This window comes from Stenotrophomonas sp. CASM106 (assembly GCF_049384825.1).
Classification (GTDB): Bacteria; Pseudomonadota; Gammaproteobacteria; order Xanthomonadales; family Xanthomonadaceae; genus Stenotrophomonas; species Stenotrophomonas muris.
The window spans coordinates 35593-53762 of the sequence record NZ_JBMRFS010000010.1 but is presented as its reverse complement, the minus strand read 5'-3'; the positions used below and the strand labels follow the sequence as shown (position 1 = coordinate 53762).

Genomic DNA, 18170 nt, shown 5'->3' with positions numbered 1-18170 from the left:
CTAACATTCTCTCCGTCGCCCGCACCCATCCCCGCGGGCGGCGCTTCCCTCCCTTTTCTCCTTGGGGAGGGGAGCTTTCAAATTCCCCCTTGTCCGAGAGAGACAACCATGCACGCCATTATCAAGAAGGCCGCGCTCGCTGCAGCGCTGGCTACTGCTTCGCTGTCCGCGCACGCGCTGGAAACCAAGATCACCGTCTACGCCGACGTCGACCCGACCCTGGCGCTGCTGCGCGACGATGGCACCCCGCTGCCGGACACCGTGCAGCTGACCCACGATCCGCTGCGTGGCCTGCTGCCGTCGACGCAGCAGGTGCGCATCCATTCCAATGACGAAACCGCGGACATCGAGGTGCGCCTCCGCCACGATCCGGTGCTGCTCAATGGCGCCACGCGCGTGCCGCTGGCCGTCAGCCTGAATACCGACGCGCTGACCACTGCGGTCACCGAGTTCAAGGCGGCTGACCTGTTCAACGGCGCCAGCTCGACGCCGGGTGCCTCCATCTCGATGCCCCTGACCATCGCCCAGGCGGGTGCCGGTGGCCCGCTTACGGTCAACGGCCGCTACGAAGGCATGGTCTACATCGTCATGAACCAGAAGCCCTGATCCACGGCTTCCCGCGCCGGCCCGCACTCCGGGCCGGCCGCTACTCCAGCGGTACCCCCCATGACCCCACATGCCCCCGCCGTTACCCGGCTGGCGGTCGCGCTCGCCCTGGCGCTGGCTGCTCCCTCGGTAGCGGCCCACGGCGTCCCCGCCGGCTTCGAGGATCTGGTCGAAGGCCAGACCGAACAACTCGACATCCAGCTGTTCGGCCGCTCGGCCGGGCTGTCGCCGGTACGCGTGACCCTGGAACACGTGCAGCTGGAAGACCCCGCGCGCGTGCTGCAGGCGCTGGCCCTGCCTGCCGAAGCACAGGCCGCGTTGCTACCGGCGCTGTCGCAACCGTTGCCGCGCAACAGCCATCTGGCCTGCCGTTTTGGTGGCGCCACGGCGGGGTGCGGCTATCTGGACCCGCCCGAAGAGCCCACCGCGGCACGCGCGCTGTACGACGAGGGCGAGGGCGCGGTGCGCCTGTTCGTGGCGCGGCAGTGGATTCCCGGCGAGCCGGCAGCGGAGCGTTACCACACGGTCACGGCCAACGCCGAGAACGCCTTCCTGCACCAGCAGACGCTCAATGTGAGCGGTGGTCGCGATTATCAGGCACTGTCCGCGCGCGGCGTGGGCACGCTGGGCCTGTTTGATCGCGGCCACCTGTCCGCCGACTGGTACTACACCCAGCAGCGCTACCGCAGCCGTGGCAGCAACGACGACTTCCAGTTCGACAACGTCTATTACCGCCATGACCTGGGCCAAGCGCATTACCTGCAGGCCGGGCGCATGGACCGCCGCAACCTGTCCAGCCCGCAGGGCGGCACCTTCAGTTTCAGCATGCTGCCGCTGGACCGTTTCCAGGGCGCACGCGTGGGCACCACCCAGGCCTATGTGGACACCGACGCGGCCGTGCAGGCCACGCCGCTGACCGTGCTGCTGGCGCGCGATGCACGCGTCGATGTGTTCGACGGTGAGCGCCTGCTGCAGACCTTCTACCTGCAGGCCGGCATCAACCAGATCGACACCCGCAATTTCCCCTTCGGCAACTACCTGGTGCGCATGCGCATCTACGAAGATGGTGTACTGGTGCGCACCGAGGAGGCGCCGTTCGACAAAGGCGGCGACTGGACCAACAGCCAGTGGCAGTGGTTCGTGCAGGGTGGCCGTCGCAACGAGCGCCGTAGCGACCGTTTCGATGGAGAAAGCGTGGCAATGGCCGGCGTGCGCGTGCCGCTGGGCCGCGATGCCGCACTTACCGCGGGCGCCGCCAACCTCGGCGGCCACAGCTACGGCGAGCTGCGCCTGGACCTGCGCCGCGTGCTGGCCACCCAGGAAATGCGCGCCTCGCTCAGCGGCATGCGTGGAAGCGATGGCAGCAATGGTCAGCAGCACCAACTGTCATACCGGCGCAAGGCGTCGTGGAATCTTTACCAGCAGCGCATGCGCGGCAAGGCCTGCCAGTTCGAGGCCGATGCACGCGACCAGCTGGGCTGCACCAACTCACTCAGCGGCTCGGTATCGCTGCCGCTGGCCGGCGGCAACGTCTACGTGGGCTACACCCGGCGCCAGACCTGGCGCACCGGCTGGCATCGGCCTGAATTCGAGCAGGACCCGTTGTTCGGGCTGGATCCCTTGCTGCCGCCCGGTCCGCTGGAGCCGCGCCGCGAGCCCGTGCTGAGCCGGACCTGGCAGGCCAGCTTCAGCCGCAGCCACCGCTGGCAGGACTTCAGCGTGTCCACGCGCGTGGGGCTATGGCAGCAGCGCAGCACCGACAGCGTGCGCGGCAGCAACGAGCGTGACCGTGGCATCTACTTCAACCTGAGCCTGACCCGCCTGCAGCGTAACCATGACAGCAGCGGCCAGCGCCGCTACGCGGTGGACGTGCGCCAGCCGCAGCGTCAGCGCCCGGCCATCGACTACAGCGTGGGCCAGAGCCTGCGCCAGGACCGGGACACGCACTATCGGGAGCTGAATGCCGAACTGCGCGCCAACAACACTGACCGTTACAGCGCGTCGCTGAGCGGCCAGCTGCAGAACGGCATCGGCAACACCGCCGCCAGCATCGCGCACTATCAGCAGCGCGGGCGTGGCGAGACCGGCTACAGCGGCAGCCACAGCTCCGGCTTCGCACTGGGCCGTCGTGGTTTCTTCTGGAGCGGTGCCAACGGTGCCGAGGCCGGCCTGGCCGTGCAGGTGGACGGTTTCGACGATGCCGACCTGCATGGCGTGGCCGCGGAATTGCAGGTGGGTGGGCTGCGCCGACAGCGTCTGCAGATCGGCGAGCGCCGGCTGCTGCCGCTGCAGGCCTATCAGTCGCAGCGCGCCGAAGTGCAGGACGCCAGCACGCTGGACAGCATCGCCGCGATCCGCGTGACCGGCGTGGGCGGTGCACGACCGATGTTCCTCACCCCCGGCAAGCTGATGCGCATGCCGGTGCCGATTGAAGTGACCTACACCTTCATCGGCAATGCCAAGGACCTTGCGGGGTCGCCGCTGGGCGGCGCCCGCATCCTCAATGCGCCGGTGCCCGGCACCAGCGCCAACGGCAGCTTCGTCGCCGATTTTCCGCGCCGCGAAACAACGCTGTACCTGCTGCAGGACGACCGCCTGCTGCATTGCCCGCTGCAGGTGCGTGAGCGCCGCCAGGTGGTGCTGCTGGTCGGCGCCGTGCACTGCGAGCCGCTGGCCGTGGCCCAGCTGCCGCCCGAGATCCGCCAGCAGGCCCGCGTGACCCGCCTGCTGCAGGAACGCGCGTTGATCGCCGCCACGCCCCAGACCGCTGCTGCAGGAGGTACGCCATGAGCCGGCGTTGGATGTGTGTGTTGATGCTGGTGTGTGCGCTGGTGCTGGTGATGCCACGGGCGTGGGCGCAGTGGCCGCCGGAGACGCATCCGACGGACCAGAGCCGGGACATCGTGATGAGCTGGGATCGCTCGGCGGTGCCGGGTGATGTGGAGCTGTGGGCGCCGCGGACGGTGCTGGGGTTCAGTCACGATCTGGCGTTCAAGTATGGGCAGATCCATGTGGTTTGTGGGTCTGCTTCTGATAGTGAGTTTGGGCGATGCGCGACGGAAGGAGATTCATCGATAGTTAGCGGACCGTCCGAAATTGTCCTGCGGCTTGTGGAGAGCCGGACAGGCCTGCGCACGGAGCTTCGGGTGCTCGGGAGCCTTCAGAGAGTCCTGAGTGATTGGAGTTGTAACCCAGATTATTGGGACAGAAATCAGCGGGCGCTCCATGAAGCGTTCTATTACACCTGTGGTAGCGATCAGCCAATCGGTACAGGTTCCCAGCTCGTATTTCCATCATCCGAGCTGACGCGTCTCGTCGCTGGTCACTGGAGAGCCACAATGCGCCTAAAAATCAAGGCCGACCCCGCCGCAGCACCCGTCGCCACAGCCACCTTCAACTTCGACTTCACCGTCACCGACTACGACGCGATCTCGATCTACTTCCCGGGCTTCGACGGCATCGCACCGCTGGTCAACATGGACCTGCGCTACGACCCCATCCGCAAGATGGTCGGCGGCTACAAGGAAGTGGACATGTGCCTGTACGACGGCGTGGGCTCGCAGAGCGAGTTCCTTGGCGTCACCGTGCGCGACAGCGGTCCACGGCCACCACCAGGGCGTGACTATGCGGTCTGGCACGGGGATGGCGGCAGCGATGACACCCAGCGCCTGGACTACCAGGTTGGCCTGAAATACGGCGGAAACCTGCTGGCCATGAAACACGGCGAGGAACAGCTGCTGCGCGGCATCGACAGCGCGCAGCTGCGCCTGGTGATGCTGCCGGGCATCAATCAACCCGTGTACTGCGTGCCCACGCCGCTGGTGCTGGAAACGCCGCCTACGCCCATCGCCAGCAAGCGGCCCGGTCTCTACGACGGCGAGCTGACGGTAGAGCTGCGCGTGCCGACTGCCAAACCCTGATCCCCACGGAGCCTCATCATGAAGAAGCTGCTGTTCTGTCTGTTGCCGCTGAGCGCGCTGCTGGCCCCGCCGGCGCATGCCAACCTCTCCATCCATCCGATGCGCGCGGCCGTCGATGGCAAGCGCGGTACGCAGATCCGCGTCTACTCGCACTCCACCCAGCCGCAGTACGTGCAGGCACGCCTGTTGCGCATCGCGAATCCTGCGCAGGTTGGCGAGGAAGAGGTGGAAATGGAGGCGGCCGACGCCGCGGTCGCCATCACCCCTGGGAAGTTCGCACTCAGTGGCGGAGGCAATCGCCTGATCCGGGTGATTCCGCTACGCGGCGTGGAGAAGGAAGTGGCCTACCGCGTCTACTTCGAGGGTGTCAGGGGACCGGACGGGACTCTGCTCGAGGGTGACGAGCAGGCGGCACAGGCCAACGTCGGCGTCAGCCTGGTCTGGGGCGCGCTGGTGAACGTGCTGCCCACCAACGGCAGCGTGGATCTGCAACTGCAGGGCGACACCCTGCGCAACGTGGGGACCTTGCGGGTCGGCATCACCGGACTGGCCGAGTGCAGCGCCAGTGGTGCCTGTACCACCCACGACTTTGCCAAAAGCCTGTACCCGGACGCGGAGCTGAAGCTGCCGTTCCAGCCTCAGCCGGGCAACACCGTGCAGCTGCATTACCGCCTGTCCAAGGACGGCTACCGCGAGCACGTAACCACACTGGCGCCAAGCGCCTGATCGTTCCTGGCCCCGCGCTGTTCGCGGGGCCTCATTTTCGATGTCCTGTTAAGGAAAAGAGCATGAATCATATCTATCGTCGTATCTGGAGCAATGCAAAGCAGTGTTGGGTGGTCGTGGGCGAGCTGGTAGCAGCGCGTGGAAAGCCACGAAGCGCCTTGATTCATCGTCGCGGGACCGCACTGATTGTCTTCATCGCACTGGCCGGTGCGGCGGGCAGCGCGAATGCGGGTCTCGATGTCGGTTGTTCGGGTGACAACGGGAACATCCGGCATTGCATTCCATTCATAGGTTCGTGGGACCCTCGCATGTCGACAGGCTATGCTGACATGGGTTTGGATGTGACGAACTCGATGGCGATCGGTGCGGGGTCCAGAATGTACGGAAGTTACTCGTTCGCGTTCGGTCAAGGTGCGCGAGTCGAGAAGCGTAACAGTGTCGCGTTCGGCTACCACTCTACAACCTCCGACGTCGACAGCGTCGCCATCGGCTATATGTCGCGTACTGGCGCAAATGGTGGTCACAGCATTGCCATCGGGACGAGAGCGTTTGCCGATTACATTGGCGCAACCGCTTTGGGGAACAGCTCAACGGCTCGCGCCGAGAATGCTGTCGCCCTTGGAAGCGGCGCCTCGGCCACCGCATCGAATGCGGTGGCCATTGGTGCCAACTCGGTAGCCAACGGAAGCAACACAGTATCGGTGGGAAGCAACAGCATTAAACGAAGGATCGTGAATGTCGCATCAGGCAACATTTCCTACGGTAGTGCGGACGCGGTCACCGGTGGTCAGCTGTATGAAACCAATCAGAATGTAGCATCGGCGCGAAGCACAGCGGATTCGGCTTACTCGACCGCCAGGGCGGCCAGGACTGTTGCCGATACGGCGAAGTCCAATGCGGACAATGCCTTGTCGAAAGCCAATATGCTTTCCGGCCTCCTGAGCCAGACGTCTGCCTCGGGGAACGTTCGCCTAGGTGCAAGTAACAGCGGAACCGTGCTGGACGTCCGCAACAGCGCCAGCGCCAATCGCAGGATCACGGGCGTGGCGGATGCCACGCTAAGCACGACGAGTACGGATGCTGTGTCTGGCAAGCAGCTCAATGCCACCAACACCAATGTAACGGCCGCACGGTCCGTCGCCGACTCCGCCAAGTCCAATGCCGACAGTGCGCTGGCAAAGGCCAATACGCTCTCCGGCCTTCTGAGCCAGACGTCTGCTTCGGGAAATATCCGTATAGGCGCAAGCAACAGCGGCACCGCACTGGACGTCCGCAACAGTGCCAGCGCCAATCGCAAGATCACGGGCGTGGCGGATGCCACGCTGAGTACGTCCAGCACCGATGCTGTGTCAGGCAAGCAGTTGAATGCCACCAACACCAAGCTGGCAGATGCACAGCGCGTCGCAGACGCGGCAGCCGCGCGCCTGAACGCATCCGCCCCGGCTATCGGGCTGGCGGCAGAGGCGGAAGGGAGCGGAAGCACCGCCAGCGTAGCGATGGGGCGCTCGGCGAAGGCCTACAACACCAACAGCATCGCAGTTGGTGCAGATGCTCGGGCCGGTGTCGACGCCAACGGCGACAAGAGCGCTGCCACCGGTGCAGTTGCTCTCGGTGCTGCAACGCGCGGTGGCAATGGCGCGGTGGCGGCAGGCCTGCGTGCTTCGGCGGTGGGTGATCGCGCCGTGGCCGTAGGCAATGATGCGACGGCCGCGGCGACCCATGCCGCCGCGCTGGGCTACAAGGCAGATGCGAGCGGCAATCAGGCCGTCGCCATTGGCCGGGAGGCCGCCGCATCGGCCTTGTATTCGACGGCGCTTGGCAATCTTGCAAAGGCGGGTGCCGAAAGTGCCGTTGCGTTGGGCGACCGCGCCCTGGCATCGCACACGGGAAGTGTCGCTCTGGGCAACGGCTCCCAGACCACCGGCATCAATCAGGTCTCGGTCGGCAGCTCCAGTATCAAGCGCAAGATCGTCAACCTTGCGGATGGCGCTGTCAGCAGCAGCAGTACCGAGGCCATTACGGGCAAGCAGTTGAATGAAACCAACGGCCGGGTAACGACTGCACAGAATGCTGCGAACGGCGCGCAGGCAACGGCCAATGCCGCACAGGTTGATGCCACCAAGGCCTTGGCTGAAGCTACCGTATTGGGTGGGCTCGTCGGGCAGGTTTCGGCCACGGGGATTGTCCGCCTGGGTGAGCAGAACCGCGGCACGACGTTGGACGTGCGCAACAGTGCCAATGTCAATCGGAAGATCAGTGGTGTAGCGGACGCGATATTGAGCGCCAGCAGCGCCGAAGCAGTCTCTGGGAAGCAGTTGTATTCAAGCAATTCACGGATCTCAGTTCTGGAAGGGGTTAGTCAGTTCCTGAGTATTGGCGTGGCGCCCATCAGTGAGCCTGCTGCAGCGGGGGCAGGAGGGGTCGCTATCGGTAACTCAGCCAAGACAGGTTCTGAAAGTGGAACTGCGGTTGGTACTCGAGCCAGGGCAATGGGCAGGAGTTCGACTGCGATTGGTAGAGGGGCAACCGTTTTTGAGCAATCCGAGAGTGGCTTTGCAATGGGGGCCGGTGCTGAGGTGGGGGCAGCGGGCGGTGGAGCAGATGGCGGTGTTGCTATTGGTGCGGGCGCAAAGATCGGGAGTGGAGCCCATGGCTCGCTGGCACTCGGAAGCAGCGCTCAGGCAAATGAAGCCGGAGTTGCATCGTTCGGAAACAGTGGTATGCAGCGCCGCCTTGTAAACATCGCCCGAGGCACCGCCGACCACAACGCCACCACCGTCTCTCAGCTCAAGGACTCCCTAGCCACCCTCGGCGGCGGCGCAGGCATGGACGCCAGCGGCAACATCATCGCCCCGACCTACACGATGCAGGGTGGCACGCAGAACACCGTCGAGGACGCACTGATGGCACTCGATGGCGCCGTCGTCACCGCAGACCGTCGCGCGGACAAGGTGGAAGGCCAGCTGAGTTCGATCTTCCAGAAATCACCTTCGGCCCGTGCCGACGGCATGAACCAGGTCGCGCTGAATGGCGTGAATGGCATGGTGCTGACCAACCTGGCTGACGGCCGAGTGGCGGCGGGAAGCCGTGATGCCGTAACCGGCAGTCAGTTGTACGCCGCAGAACAGAAGATCTCGCAAAATCGGAATGATCTGGAGGCGATGCGTAAGGAGCGGGAGATAGGTGAGCAGGCCATGCGTGGATTGGATGCGAGCGGTCCAATCGACTTTGGCGGTGCACGTTTGACTGGCGTGGCCGAGGCGAAGCTGTCGGCTGACAGCTCGGACGTTGTTCGCGGAAGTCAGCTCTATGAGACCAACAGCCGTGTTTCGGCCATGGAAGGCATCAGCCAGTACGTCAGTGTGGGTACGGCTCCTGAGTATGGCGGTGCTCAGGCTGGTCCGGGTGGTCTCGCCATTGGAAACTTGGCAAAGACGGGCATTGAGGGGGGCACGGCAATTGGAACATTCACTGAGGCAATGGGCAAAAACTCAATTGCCATCGGACGGGCGTCCACTGTCTACCAAGGCTCAGATTCCAGCTTTGCCATCGGAACTGGAGCTGAGGTTGGTAGGGCCGGCGAGCCTGGTGCAATCGGAGCCATAGCGTTTGGTGCTGGTTCGAGAGTCGAACCCGGGGCACATGGTTCTATAGCGCTCGGAACCAGCTCTTATGCAGCCGAGGCGGGGGTTGTGTCGTTTGGCAGTGTTGGTACGAAGCGCCGCCTCGTAAACATCGCCAACGGCACCGCCAACCATAATGCCGCCACCGTCGGCCAGCTGCGCGGCGCATTGTCCGCACTCGGCGGCGAAGTCGATACCAATGGCAACATCGTCGGTCCCAGCTTCAATGTCCAAGGCCAGTCCCAATCCACCCTCAACGGCGCATTGGAAGCGCTCGACGGCGCAGTCGTCAGCACCACCTCGCGCGTGAACCAGGTCGAATCCCAGCTCCGCTCCGTGTTCCAGGAAAGCCCCTCGGTCCGCGCAGATGGTACCCATCAGCTCACACTGGCCGGTGCCAACGGCATGGTCATCTCCAACGTGGCCAACGGCCTGATCGCGGCCGGCAGCCGCGATGCGGTCAACGGTGGCCAGCTGCATTCGATGCAGCAGCAGATCAACGGCCGCATGGATGGGCTGGAGCAGCGCATCGACGGTCAGCCGCAGGCCCGCGCCATGGCGGCAGCATCCACGCCTTCGCCGTCCACCGAAGACATCGCGCCGGCACCGGAAACCAACGGCTCGCCGCAGATCGCCTCGACCGGTGAAGGTGACAAGCCCACGCCGCAGCCGAAGCCGAAGCAGGACAACACGCCCAAGCCGCAGGTCGATACCGCCGACCTGGAAAAGATGCTGGCCCGGGCCAACGAGTACACCGATGGTGCGATCAGCACCTTCGAACGCCGCCTGGACAAGATGGACAAGCGCTTCAACCGCATGGCGGCGATGAGCAGCGCACAGAGTGCGATGGCGATGAATACCGCCGGCCTGGCCACCTACAACCGCCTGGGTGCGGGCGTGGGTTACAGCGAGGGTGAGTCGGCGATGGCGGTGGGCTACCAGCGCGTGCTGAACGAGAAGGGTTCGGCCACCTTCAGCCTCAATGGTGCGTTCACCAACAGCGGTGAGCGCAGCATGGGCGTCGGCGTGGGCATCGGCTGGTAAGCCGTGCAGCCCCGGCGTGGTGCGCGTAATGAACCCCGCCGCGCCGGGGTCCTTGCCGAGGAGATGGCAATGTATCGATGGGTAAGCCGATTCATCAGCTACCGCACGTTCTATCTGTGGCGGGCGCGTTTTTACTACTACACCCGCAATCTGGATCGCTGGGTGCAGTTCACCTTGTTGTGCCTGGTGGGCATGGTGCTGGTGCTCTGGTACCACTGGCGGGTGGCGAGCGTGCCGCCACCGCGCGTGCATCCGGAGGCGGCCGCGGTGCGCGTGGAGAACATCACCCAGGAGGCGATCCATCGCATCGTGCTGGTGCGGCATGGTGGCCCGACACCGGGCGAGCCGTTCACCACGCCGGAAGACGTCCGCGCGGGAACGCTGCGCACCCTGCGGGTGCGACAACTGCTGGACAGTGAGAGGGTGTGGCAGCTGAAAGCCCACATGCTGGCCGACATGGCGGCGTACATCGAAGCCACGGGCAGCTGCTTCCCCTTTCCATGCTGGCAGGTGAGCCACCGGCTGGAGCTCATGCGTGCGGCGGAGGCGGAGAACGCGGCCATCAACCGGGGGCTGGAGCCGGTGCTGGAGGTGCCGTTGGACAGGATGCCCAACCTCAACGGCGGTGAGCGCGCGCGGATACAGACGGCGTGGTCGGACCCGTTCGGCGATGTCTACAACCAGACCTGGTTGCTGGGCGATCTGCAGAACATGCATGCGCGGATGATGATGGCGTACCCGCAGCGGGTGGGAGCACCGTGGCTGATGCGCCTGCTTGGCGATGAGACGGAGGAGCAGCACCATGATGTCTGGTAGGGCAGCGCGCCTTCTGTAGAGCCGAGCCATGCTCGGCTGCTCTTGGGCCAGGTGTCCGGATGCCTGATGCATCGTGCGGACCAACGGTCCGCACCCACCAGAAGAAGTAAGCAGGCAGCGCGCCTTCTGTAGAGCCGAGCCATGCTTGGCTGCTCTTGGGCCAGGTGTCCGGATGCCTGATGCATCGTGCGGACCAGCGGTCCGCACCCACCAGAAGAAGGAAGCAGGCAGCGCGTCTTCTGTAGAGCCGAGCCATGCTCGGCTGCTCTTGCGCCAGGTGTCCGCATGCCTGATGCACAGTGCGGACCAACGGTCCGCACCCACCAGAAGAAGGAAGCAGGTAGCGCGCCTTCTGTAGAGCCGAGCCATGCTCGGCTGCTCTTGGGCCAGGTGTCCGCATGCCTGATGCATCGTGCGGACCAACGGTCCGCACCCACCAAGGCCGGAGCTACCGCTACCCGCCGATATACGCGGTGATCTCCGCCTCGGCCAGCAGCTGCCGCAACTGTGCGACAGACGCGCGTCGCATCGGCTTCTCGTCCACCGGCGACAAGGGCGCCTGGCGCAGGGCGTCATACGGCAGCACGGCCAGGTCGAAGGTCAGCTCTTCGGCGCTGAACACCCACACCGGCACGTCCAGGCTCCGTTCGCGGTCCATCCGCAGTCGACGCGTCCGCGATTCGGCGGGAATGCCGTGCTCGTCCAGGAAGCGGTGCACGGCTTCCGGGTCGTCACTGTGCAGGTGCAGCTGTACGGGGCTGTTGGCATCGGCGGTGCCCTCCAGCACCGGGCCGGCCAGCCGCGGTGCGAAGCCGTGCAGGAACTCCAGCGCACGCAACGCGGCTTCGCGGCGGCGCTGCAGCTCGTTGCCGTGCTGGGGGCCGGAGAACAGCCGCTGGTACTCGCGCAGGGCGTCTTCGATCTCGGTGTTGCGGGGCAGGGAGGCATCGTCGTGGATGCCGAGCCGGCTGGCAGCCTTCAATTTGGCCTGGTGGTAGTCGCGGATGCCGCCTTCGGCCATCAGGCGGGCGGCTTCGTGGGCGAGGCGATGGCGCCGCTCGCGGGTCTGGCTGGCAGCATGCTGACGGGCGCGATGCATGCGATGACTCCTGTTGCGACCTGGCTACAGACTAGCGCAAGGATGTGACATCCGCGTGGGTATGGCGGAGGCAACCGCTCTGGTAGGTGCCGACCTTGGTCGGCACGGGGCGCCAACCAAGGTTGGCGTCTACCGGAGCAGCATCGGTACCAACCAACGGTTGGCACCCACCAACGCTCTGGTAGGTGCCGACCTTGGTCGGCACGGGGCGCCAACCAAGGTTGGCGTCTACCGGAGCCGCATCGGTACCAACCAACGGTTGGCACCCACCAACGCCTTGGTAGGTGCCGACCTTGGTCGGCACGGGGCGCCAACCAAGGTTGGCCTCTACCGGAGCCGCATCGGTGCCAACCAACGGTTGGCACCCACCAACGCTCTGGTAGGTGCCGACCTTGGTCGGCACGGGGCGCCAACCAAGGTTGGCCTCTACCGGAGCCGCATCGGCGCCAACCAACGGTTGGCACCCACCAACGCTTTGGTAGGTGCCAACCAAGGTTGGCCTCTACCAGAGCCGCATCGGTATCAACCCATGGTTGGCACCCACCGGACCATTCCTCAGAAGATGTCGAACGCGGCGGCGTCGGCCTGCGGCGTATTGAGGTTCAGGTCGTAGTCGGTCAGGCGGTCCATGTCTTCCACCTTCACCCACTCGGTCGCGCCGTTGAGGGTGGCCTGGACCATGCCGCTGGGCGGGTCGTTCTGCGCGATCGGGGTGTCCTTCAGCGCGGTGCGCATGTAGTCGATCCAGATCGGCAGGGCGGCCTTGCCGCCGTACTCGCGGTAACCCAGCGAACGGAAGTCGTCGCGGCCCACCCACACGGTGGTCACGTACGGGCCACCGAAGCCGGAGAACCAGGCGTCGCGGTGGTCGTTGGTGGAGCCGGTCTTGCCGCCCACGTCCTCGCGGCCGAGCACCTTGGCCTGGACGCCGGTACCGCGCTGGACCACGTCGCGCATCATCGATACCAGCTGGTAGGCGGTGCGGGCGTCGATCGCGCGCGGGGCAGTGCGGGCATCCGGGTTGGCCGGTGCCGCCTGGGTTTCGACCTTGGCTTCGGCCTTGGCGGCGGCGGCCGGGTCCACCTTCGGGGCCGGAGCGCCGAAGTTGAAGCCGTCCACCACCTGGTTGACCGGCTGGTCACTGCTGCCGGCGCAGTCGCGGCAGGCCAGCGCCGGGTTTTCCTTGAACACCAGGTTGCCGTCGCGGTCATTGACCTGGTCGATCAGCCAGGTGTCCACGCGCGAGCCGCCGTTGGCGAACACGGCGTAGCCGCGCGCCACCGACAGCGGGGTCAACGAGGCGGTGCCCAGCGACATCGACAGGTTCGGCGGCAGCTCCGATTCGGCAAAGCCAAACTCGCTGATGTACTTGCGTGCGTAGTCCACGCCCATGCCATCGAGCAGGCGCACCGATACCAGGTTGCGTGACTGCACCAGCGCTTCGCGCAGGCGCATCGGGCCGCGGAAGCCGCCACCGTCGTTCTGCGGGGCCCAGGTCTTGCCGCGGCGGTCGCGGAACACGACCGGGGCGTCGAGCACGATCGAGGCCGGGTTGTAGCCCTTGTCGAAGGCGGCTGCATAGACGAACGGCTTGAAGCTCGAACCCGGCTGGCGACGGGCCTGGGTGGCGCGGTTGAACTTGTTGCCGGAGAAGCTGAAGCCACCCACCAGCGCCTTCAGCGCGCCGCTGTGGGCATCCAGCGAGACCAGCGCGGACTGGCCGCGCGGGATCTGGTCCAGCAGCCACTCGCCCTCCTTGGCACCGGCGCGCACGCGCACGATGTCGCCGCGCTGCACCAGCTTGCCCGGGGTCTTGTTGGTCCACTTGGCGGCACCGGCCGGCAGCACGATCTCGCTGCGGTTGGCCAGCACCACGGTGGCGCTGCCGTCGGCGCCGGTGCTGGCGACGATCGCCGGCAGCAGGCCGGCCTGGCCGTACATGCCGCGCAGGTGCTCGGCCAGGGCGGCGGCGTCTTCGCCGGCACCCACCTGCACCTGCTTCTCCACGCCGTGCCAGCCGTGGCGGTGGTCGTACAGCAGCAGGCCGTCGCGCACCGACTGGTTCGCGGCGGTCTGCAGGGTGGAGTCGATGGTAGTGGTGACGTGATAGCCCTTGTTGACCACGTCGCCGCCGAAGCGGGCGATCATTTCCTGGCGCACCAGCTCGGCCACGTACGGGGCATCGACCTGCACCGGCGGCTCATGCGCGGTGGCATGCATCGGCACGGCCTTGGCCGCGTCGGCCTCGGCCTGGCTGACGAACTTCAGGTCGGCCATGCGCTGCAGCACGTAGTTGTCGCGGCGCTGGCGGGCACGCTCCGGGTTGGAGATCGGGTTGCCCGACGAGGGGAACTTGGGGATGCCGGCCAGCGAGGCCATCTCGTCCAGGTCCAGCTCGTTCAGCTTCTTGCCGTAATAGAACTCGGCGGCAGCGGCCACGCCGTAGGCGCGGTTGCCGAAGAAACTCTTGTTCAGGTACAGCTCGAAGATCTCGTCCTTGCTCAGCTCGGACTCGATCTTGCGCGCCAGCAGGATCTCGGCCAGCTTGCGGGTGTAGCTGTACTCGGAGCTGAGGAAGAACTGGCGGGCCACCTGCTGGGTGATGGTGGAGCCACCCGGCACGCGCTTGTCGCTCGTGGTGGCCAGCAGCCAGACCGCCCGCCCGATGCCCATGTAGTCCACGCCGCCGTGCTCGTAGAAGCGGGCGTCCTCGGTGGCCAGGAAGGCCTGCTTCAGCTTCTCCGGCACGTCCTTCATGGTGATCGGGGTACGCCGGGTCTCGCCGAACACCGCCATCAACTTGCCATCGGCAGCATAGACGTACATCGGCTCCTGCATTTCCACGTCGCGCAGGGTCTGCACGTCGGGAAGCTTGGAGGAAACGGCATAGTACAGACCGCCCACGGCGGCCGCGCCGATCAGCGCCAGGACCAGGACAATCAGGAAGATCCAGCGCAGCCAGCGGCGGAGTCGAGTCATCGGGTTCAGATTCCGATTGCGAATTTCGTGGTCGCAGAGTATAGATTACGCAAGGTGCCGGCTGGGGTCGGCACCGGGGAGCGCAAGGGGAACAGTCAGGGGCTGCATGGTGAATCCGTGAAGGAATTCACAGCAGGGCCGTTGCCATTTGCTAAGAATACGTTATTAATGCTTGGGCGCAGGTCTTGCGTCCAAGTGCCCGTCGGCAGGGGAGAAACCGTGGGGCTCATCCCAAAAAGTCAGTCGCCGCTCGTAGGCGTCGACATCAGTTCGACTGCGGTAAAGCTTTTGCAGCTGTCCCGCAGCGGCAATCGTTTCCGCGTGGAACATTACGCTGTGGAACCTCTTCCGCCGAATGCGGTGGTGGAGAAGAACATCGTTGAAGTGGAGGCCGTGGGTGAGGCCATCCGTCGGGCGATGAACCGTTCAGGCAGCAAGGCCAAATTGGCCGCTGCCGCCGTCGCGGGGTCGGCAGTGATCACCAAGGTGATCCCGATGCCGGCCGATCTCGACGAAAACGACATGGAAGCCCAGATCGAGCTGGAAGCGGTCAACTACATTCCGTATCCGATCGAGGAAGTGAACCTGGACTTCGAGGTGATCGGGTCGATCCCGAACAACCCGGAGATGGTCCAGGTGCTGCTGGCCGCGTCGCGTTCGGAGAATGTCGAGCTGCGCCAGTCCGCGCTGGAACTCGGTGGCCTGCAGGCCAAGGTGATGGACGTGGAGGCCTTCGCGGTCGAGAACGCCTACGCCCTGGTCGCCAGCGAGCTGCCGGTATCCATCGACGGCGTGGTCGCGCTGGTCGACATTGGCGCCACCATGACCACCCTCAATGTCCTGCGCGGCGGCCGCAGCCTCTACAGCCGCGAGCAGGTGTTCGGTGGCAAGCAGCTGACCGATGAGATCATGCGCCGCTACGGGCTGAGCTACGAGGAAGCCGGGCTGGCCAAGCGCCAGGGCGGCCTGCCGGAAAGCTACGAGATGGAAGTGCTGGAGCCGTTCAAGGAAGCCACGGTCCAGCAGATCAGCCGCCTGCTGCAGTTCTTCTACGCAGGCAGCGAGTTCAACCGCGTCGATCACATCGTGCTGGCCGGCGGCTGCGCCGTGCTCGGTGGCCTGCCGGAGATGGTCGAGGAACAGCTGGGCGTGCCGACCGTGGTCGCCAACCCGCTGGCGCAGATGACCCTGGGGCCGAAGGTGAACGCGCATGCGTTGGCCCAGGATGCCCCCGCGCTGATGATCGCGACCGGTCTGGCGCTGAGGAGCTTTGACTGATGGCACGCATCAATCTATTGCCCTGGCGCGCCGAGCGGCGCAAGCAACGCCAGCGCGAGTTCTACGCAATGCTGGGCATGGCCGCCGTCGGTGGCCTGCTGCTGTCGCTGATGATCTGGTTCTACTACGACCGTCAGGTGAGCGGCCAGATGGACCGCAATGCCTATCTGGAAGCCGAGATCGAGAAGGTCAAGGAACAGAACAAGGAGATCGATCGCCTCGACGCGCAGAAGGAACGCCTGCTGGCCCGCAAGAAGGTGATCGAGGAACTGCAGGCCAAGCGCTCGCAGATGGTCCACCTGTTCGACGCGCTGGTGCGCACGATTCCCGACGGCGTGGTGCTGACCGCGCTGAAGCAGGAAGGGGATGTGCTGACGCTGGAAGGCCGCACCCAGTCCAACGCCCGCGTTTCGGCCTACATGCGCAACCTGGAGACCTCCGGCTGGATGACCAACCCGGAGCTGTCGATCATCGAAGCGCGCGACCCGGAGAAGGACAAGGACGGCAAGGCCGGCCCGCTGGCCGACATCAAGGCGCTGCCCTACGTGTTCGTGGTCAAGGTGAAACTGCCGGCACAGAGCGAAGAGGTGTCGGCGACGCCGGGCCTGAACGCCGATGGCTCGGTGGCGACGGCTGCCCCGGCACCGGTGGCACCGTTGGCCGCAGGTCCGGATGCCGCGACGCCTGCGGCCCCGGCAGCGGGCCAGCCGGCAGCAGCTCCCGCCGCACCGGCCACTGCACCGGCCACGCCGGCCAAGCCGAACCAACCGGCCGCTCCGGCCGCCGCGCCGGCCCCGGCACCTGCCCCGAAGCCTGAGGGCAGCCGCCTGGCGCAGCCGCCGCAGGCCTTCAATGCGCTGCTGCAGGGGGACCGCGCATGAGCCAGAAGATCGACATCAAGAACCTGGATTTCAACGACATCGGCAACTGGCCGCAGAAGGCCAAGATCGTCTTCTGCTCGTTGCTGGCGCTGGTCATCATGTTCGTGGCGTGGATGCTGCTGATCAGCGGCAAGCGCGAAGAACTGGCCGGCCTGGAATCGAAGGAAGTCGAGCTGCGCACCGAGTTCACCAAGCAGCAGGAACGCGCGGTGAACCTGGGGCCGCTGAAGCAGCAGTTGGCGCAGATGGAGCAGGTGCTGCAGCAGATGCTGCGGCAGCTGCCGAGCAAGACCGAAATGCCCGACCTGATCATCGACATCTCGCAGACCGCGCTGTCCAGCGGCCTGACCAACGAGCTGTTCGAGCCGGAGCAGGAGCAGATCAAGGAGTTCTACGCCGAGAAGCCGATCAAGCTGCGCATGGTGGGCAGTTACCACCAGTTCGGCGCGTTCGTCAGTGGCGTGGCCTCGCTGCCGCGGGTGGTGATCCTGACCATGCATGACATCAACCTCAAGCCCAAGGAAAAGACCGGCGGCAACGTCCGCAGCGGTGCACTGGAACTGTCCGGTACGGTCAAGACCTACCGCTACCTGGACGAGACCGAGGTGCAGGCGCAGCAGGCGGCCGACGCTGGCAAGGAGGGCAAGAAGTGATGCGCGCGCAGACCGTACGTGGTGCGATGGTGCTGGCTGTGCTGCTGCTGGCTGGTTGCGGCCGTGGCGTGACCAGCACGCCCGGCGACGCACCGAACCTTGAGAAGTGGGTGGAAGGCGAGCGCGCGCGACCGGCGCAACCGCTGGAGCCGCTGCCGGTGATGCAGCAGTTCGAGACCTTCGAATACTCCGCGCAGGGCATGCGCGATCCGTTCACCGATGCCTGGACCAATCCGCAGCAGGGGAACGGCGGATTGCGACCGGACCCGAACCGACGCAAGGAGCCGCTGGAAGGCTTCCCGCTGGATGCGCTGGACATGGTCGGCACCATCGGTACCGGCGCAGGTACCGTGGCGCTGGTGATGGGGCCGGACAAGGTCACCTACCGGGTTCGCCCGGGCGGTTACCTGGGGCAGAGCGACGGGCGGGTCACGGCGGTCTTCGAAGACCGCGTGGAGCTGATCGAACTGGTGCCGGATGGCGCGGGTGGCTGGCTGGAACGGCCGGCAACGCTCTCGCTTGAAGATCAATGATCGTTTACTGGG

At 65.5% G+C, this 18170-nt stretch carries 12 protein-coding genes; 10 read left to right on the top strand and 2 right to left on the bottom strand.

The window, feature by feature from the left end; all coding sequences use genetic code 11:
• Positions 1-108: 108 nt before the first annotated feature.
• The 6 genes from VG556_RS18810 to VG556_RS18785 all read left to right on the top strand — a co-directional run bounded on the left by VG556_RS18810 (position 109) and on the right by VG556_RS18785 (position 10735).
• Positions 109-606 carry a CS1 type fimbrial major subunit gene (locus VG556_RS18810; protein WP_032956081.1) on the top strand — a complete coding sequence of 166 codons (498 nt, stop codon included), beginning with the start codon at positions 109-111 and terminating at the stop codon, positions 604-606.
• 60 nt (positions 607-666) lie between these two features.
• A complete protein-coding gene (locus VG556_RS18805) occupies positions 667-3396 on the top strand; it encodes a TcfC E-set like domain-containing protein (RefSeq protein ID WP_100450553.1) in 2730 nt (909 codons plus the stop codon).
• Positions 3393-4526 (top strand): CfaE/CblD family pilus tip adhesin, encoded by a 1134-nt coding sequence (locus VG556_RS18800; protein WP_032962169.1) that lies wholly within the window; start codon positions 3393-3395, stop codon positions 4524-4526. The genes VG556_RS18805 and VG556_RS18800 overlap by 4 nt, the downstream gene beginning before the upstream one ends.
• Before the next feature lie 18 nt (positions 4527-4544).
• Positions 4545-5252, top strand: coding sequence for a pilus assembly protein (locus tag VG556_RS18795; protein WP_100450552.1), 708 nt, complete (start codon positions 4545-4547; stop codon positions 5250-5252).
• 62 nt (positions 5253-5314) lie between these two features.
• Positions 5315-9919, top strand: a complete 4605-nt coding sequence (locus VG556_RS18790) for an ESPR-type extended signal peptide-containing protein (protein WP_100450551.1) — start codon at positions 5315-5317, stop codon at positions 9917-9919.
• A gap of 69 nt (positions 9920-9988) precedes the next feature.
• Positions 9989-10735: a membrane protein gene (locus tag VG556_RS18785; protein WP_049404510.1), complete on the top strand. Its 747-nt coding sequence runs from the start codon at positions 9989-9991 to the stop codon at positions 10733-10735.
• 454 nt (positions 10736-11189) lie between these two features.
• Here the strand turns inward: VG556_RS18785 and VG556_RS18780 are convergent, their stop codons facing one another.
• Together VG556_RS18780 and VG556_RS18775 are read right to left on the bottom strand one after the other, a co-directional pair.
• Positions 11190-11834, bottom strand: coding sequence for a hypothetical protein (locus VG556_RS18780; RefSeq protein WP_014648262.1), 645 nt, complete (start codon positions 11832-11834; stop codon positions 11190-11192).
• A gap of 555 nt (positions 11835-12389) precedes the next feature.
• Complete coding sequence (locus VG556_RS18775; protein ID WP_049407963.1) at positions 12390-14813, bottom strand: penicillin-binding protein 1A; 2424 nt, start codon at positions 14811-14813, stop codon at positions 12390-12392.
• A gap of 219 nt (positions 14814-15032) precedes the next feature.
• Between VG556_RS18775 and VG556_RS18770 the strand changes: the two genes are divergently transcribed.
• Genes VG556_RS18770 through VG556_RS18755 form a run of 4 tightly spaced genes read left to right on the top strand, consistent with a single transcriptional unit; the run spans position 15033 to position 18158 of the window.
• On the top strand, positions 15033-16091 hold the full coding sequence (locus tag VG556_RS18770; RefSeq protein WP_014038321.1) for a pilus assembly protein PilM: 1059 nt from the start codon (positions 15033-15035) through the stop codon (positions 16089-16091).
• Positions 16091-16972, top strand: coding sequence for a PilN domain-containing protein (locus tag VG556_RS18765; RefSeq protein ID WP_014648259.1), 882 nt, complete (start codon positions 16091-16093; stop codon positions 16970-16972). The genes VG556_RS18770 and VG556_RS18765 overlap by 1 nt, the downstream gene beginning before the upstream one ends.
• Entirely contained in the window at positions 16969-17625 is a 657-nt protein-coding gene (locus VG556_RS18760) for a type 4a pilus biogenesis protein PilO (RefSeq protein WP_005418916.1), read from the top strand. Before VG556_RS18765 ends, VG556_RS18760 begins: the two co-directional genes overlap by 4 nt.
• Positions 17625-18158 (top strand): pilus assembly protein PilP, encoded by a 534-nt coding sequence (locus VG556_RS18755; RefSeq protein ID WP_005418914.1) that lies wholly within the window; start codon positions 17625-17627, stop codon positions 18156-18158. Before VG556_RS18760 ends, VG556_RS18755 begins: the two co-directional genes overlap by 1 nt.
• Positions 18159-18170 lie beyond the last annotated feature (12 nt).

What these genes read in the sequence shown, in the direction of transcription:
- VG556_RS18780 (WP_014648262.1), bottom strand. Translation starts at nt 11,834, where the DNA reads ATGCATCGCGCCCGTCAGCATGCTGCCAGCCAGACCCGCGAGCGGCGC.
- VG556_RS18805 (WP_100450553.1), top strand. Translation starts at nt 667, where the DNA reads ATGACCCCACATGCCCCCGCCGTTACCCGGCTGGCGGTCGCGCTCGCC.
- VG556_RS18775 (WP_049407963.1), bottom strand. Translation starts at nt 14,813, where the DNA reads ATGACTCGACTCCGCCGCTGGCTGCGCTGGATCTTCCTGATTGTCCTG.
- VG556_RS18800 (WP_032962169.1), top strand. Translation starts at nt 3,393, where the DNA reads ATGAGCCGGCGTTGGATGTGTGTGTTGATGCTGGTGTGTGCGCTGGTG.
- VG556_RS18755 (WP_005418914.1), top strand. Translation starts at nt 17,625, where the DNA reads ATGCGCGCGCAGACCGTACGTGGTGCGATGGTGCTGGCTGTGCTGCTG.
- VG556_RS18795 (WP_100450552.1), top strand. Translation starts at nt 4,545, where the DNA reads ATGAAGAAGCTGCTGTTCTGTCTGTTGCCGCTGAGCGCGCTGCTGGCC.
- VG556_RS18760 (WP_005418916.1), top strand. Translation starts at nt 16,969, where the DNA reads ATGAGCCAGAAGATCGACATCAAGAACCTGGATTTCAACGACATCGGC.
- VG556_RS18765 (WP_014648259.1), top strand. Translation starts at nt 16,091, where the DNA reads ATGGCACGCATCAATCTATTGCCCTGGCGCGCCGAGCGGCGCAAGCAA.
- VG556_RS18790 (WP_100450551.1), top strand. Translation starts at nt 5,315, where the DNA reads ATGAATCATATCTATCGTCGTATCTGGAGCAATGCAAAGCAGTGTTGG.
- VG556_RS18785 (WP_049404510.1), top strand. Translation starts at nt 9,989, where the DNA reads ATGTATCGATGGGTAAGCCGATTCATCAGCTACCGCACGTTCTATCTG.
- VG556_RS18810 (WP_032956081.1), top strand. Translation starts at nt 109, where the DNA reads ATGCACGCCATTATCAAGAAGGCCGCGCTCGCTGCAGCGCTGGCTACT.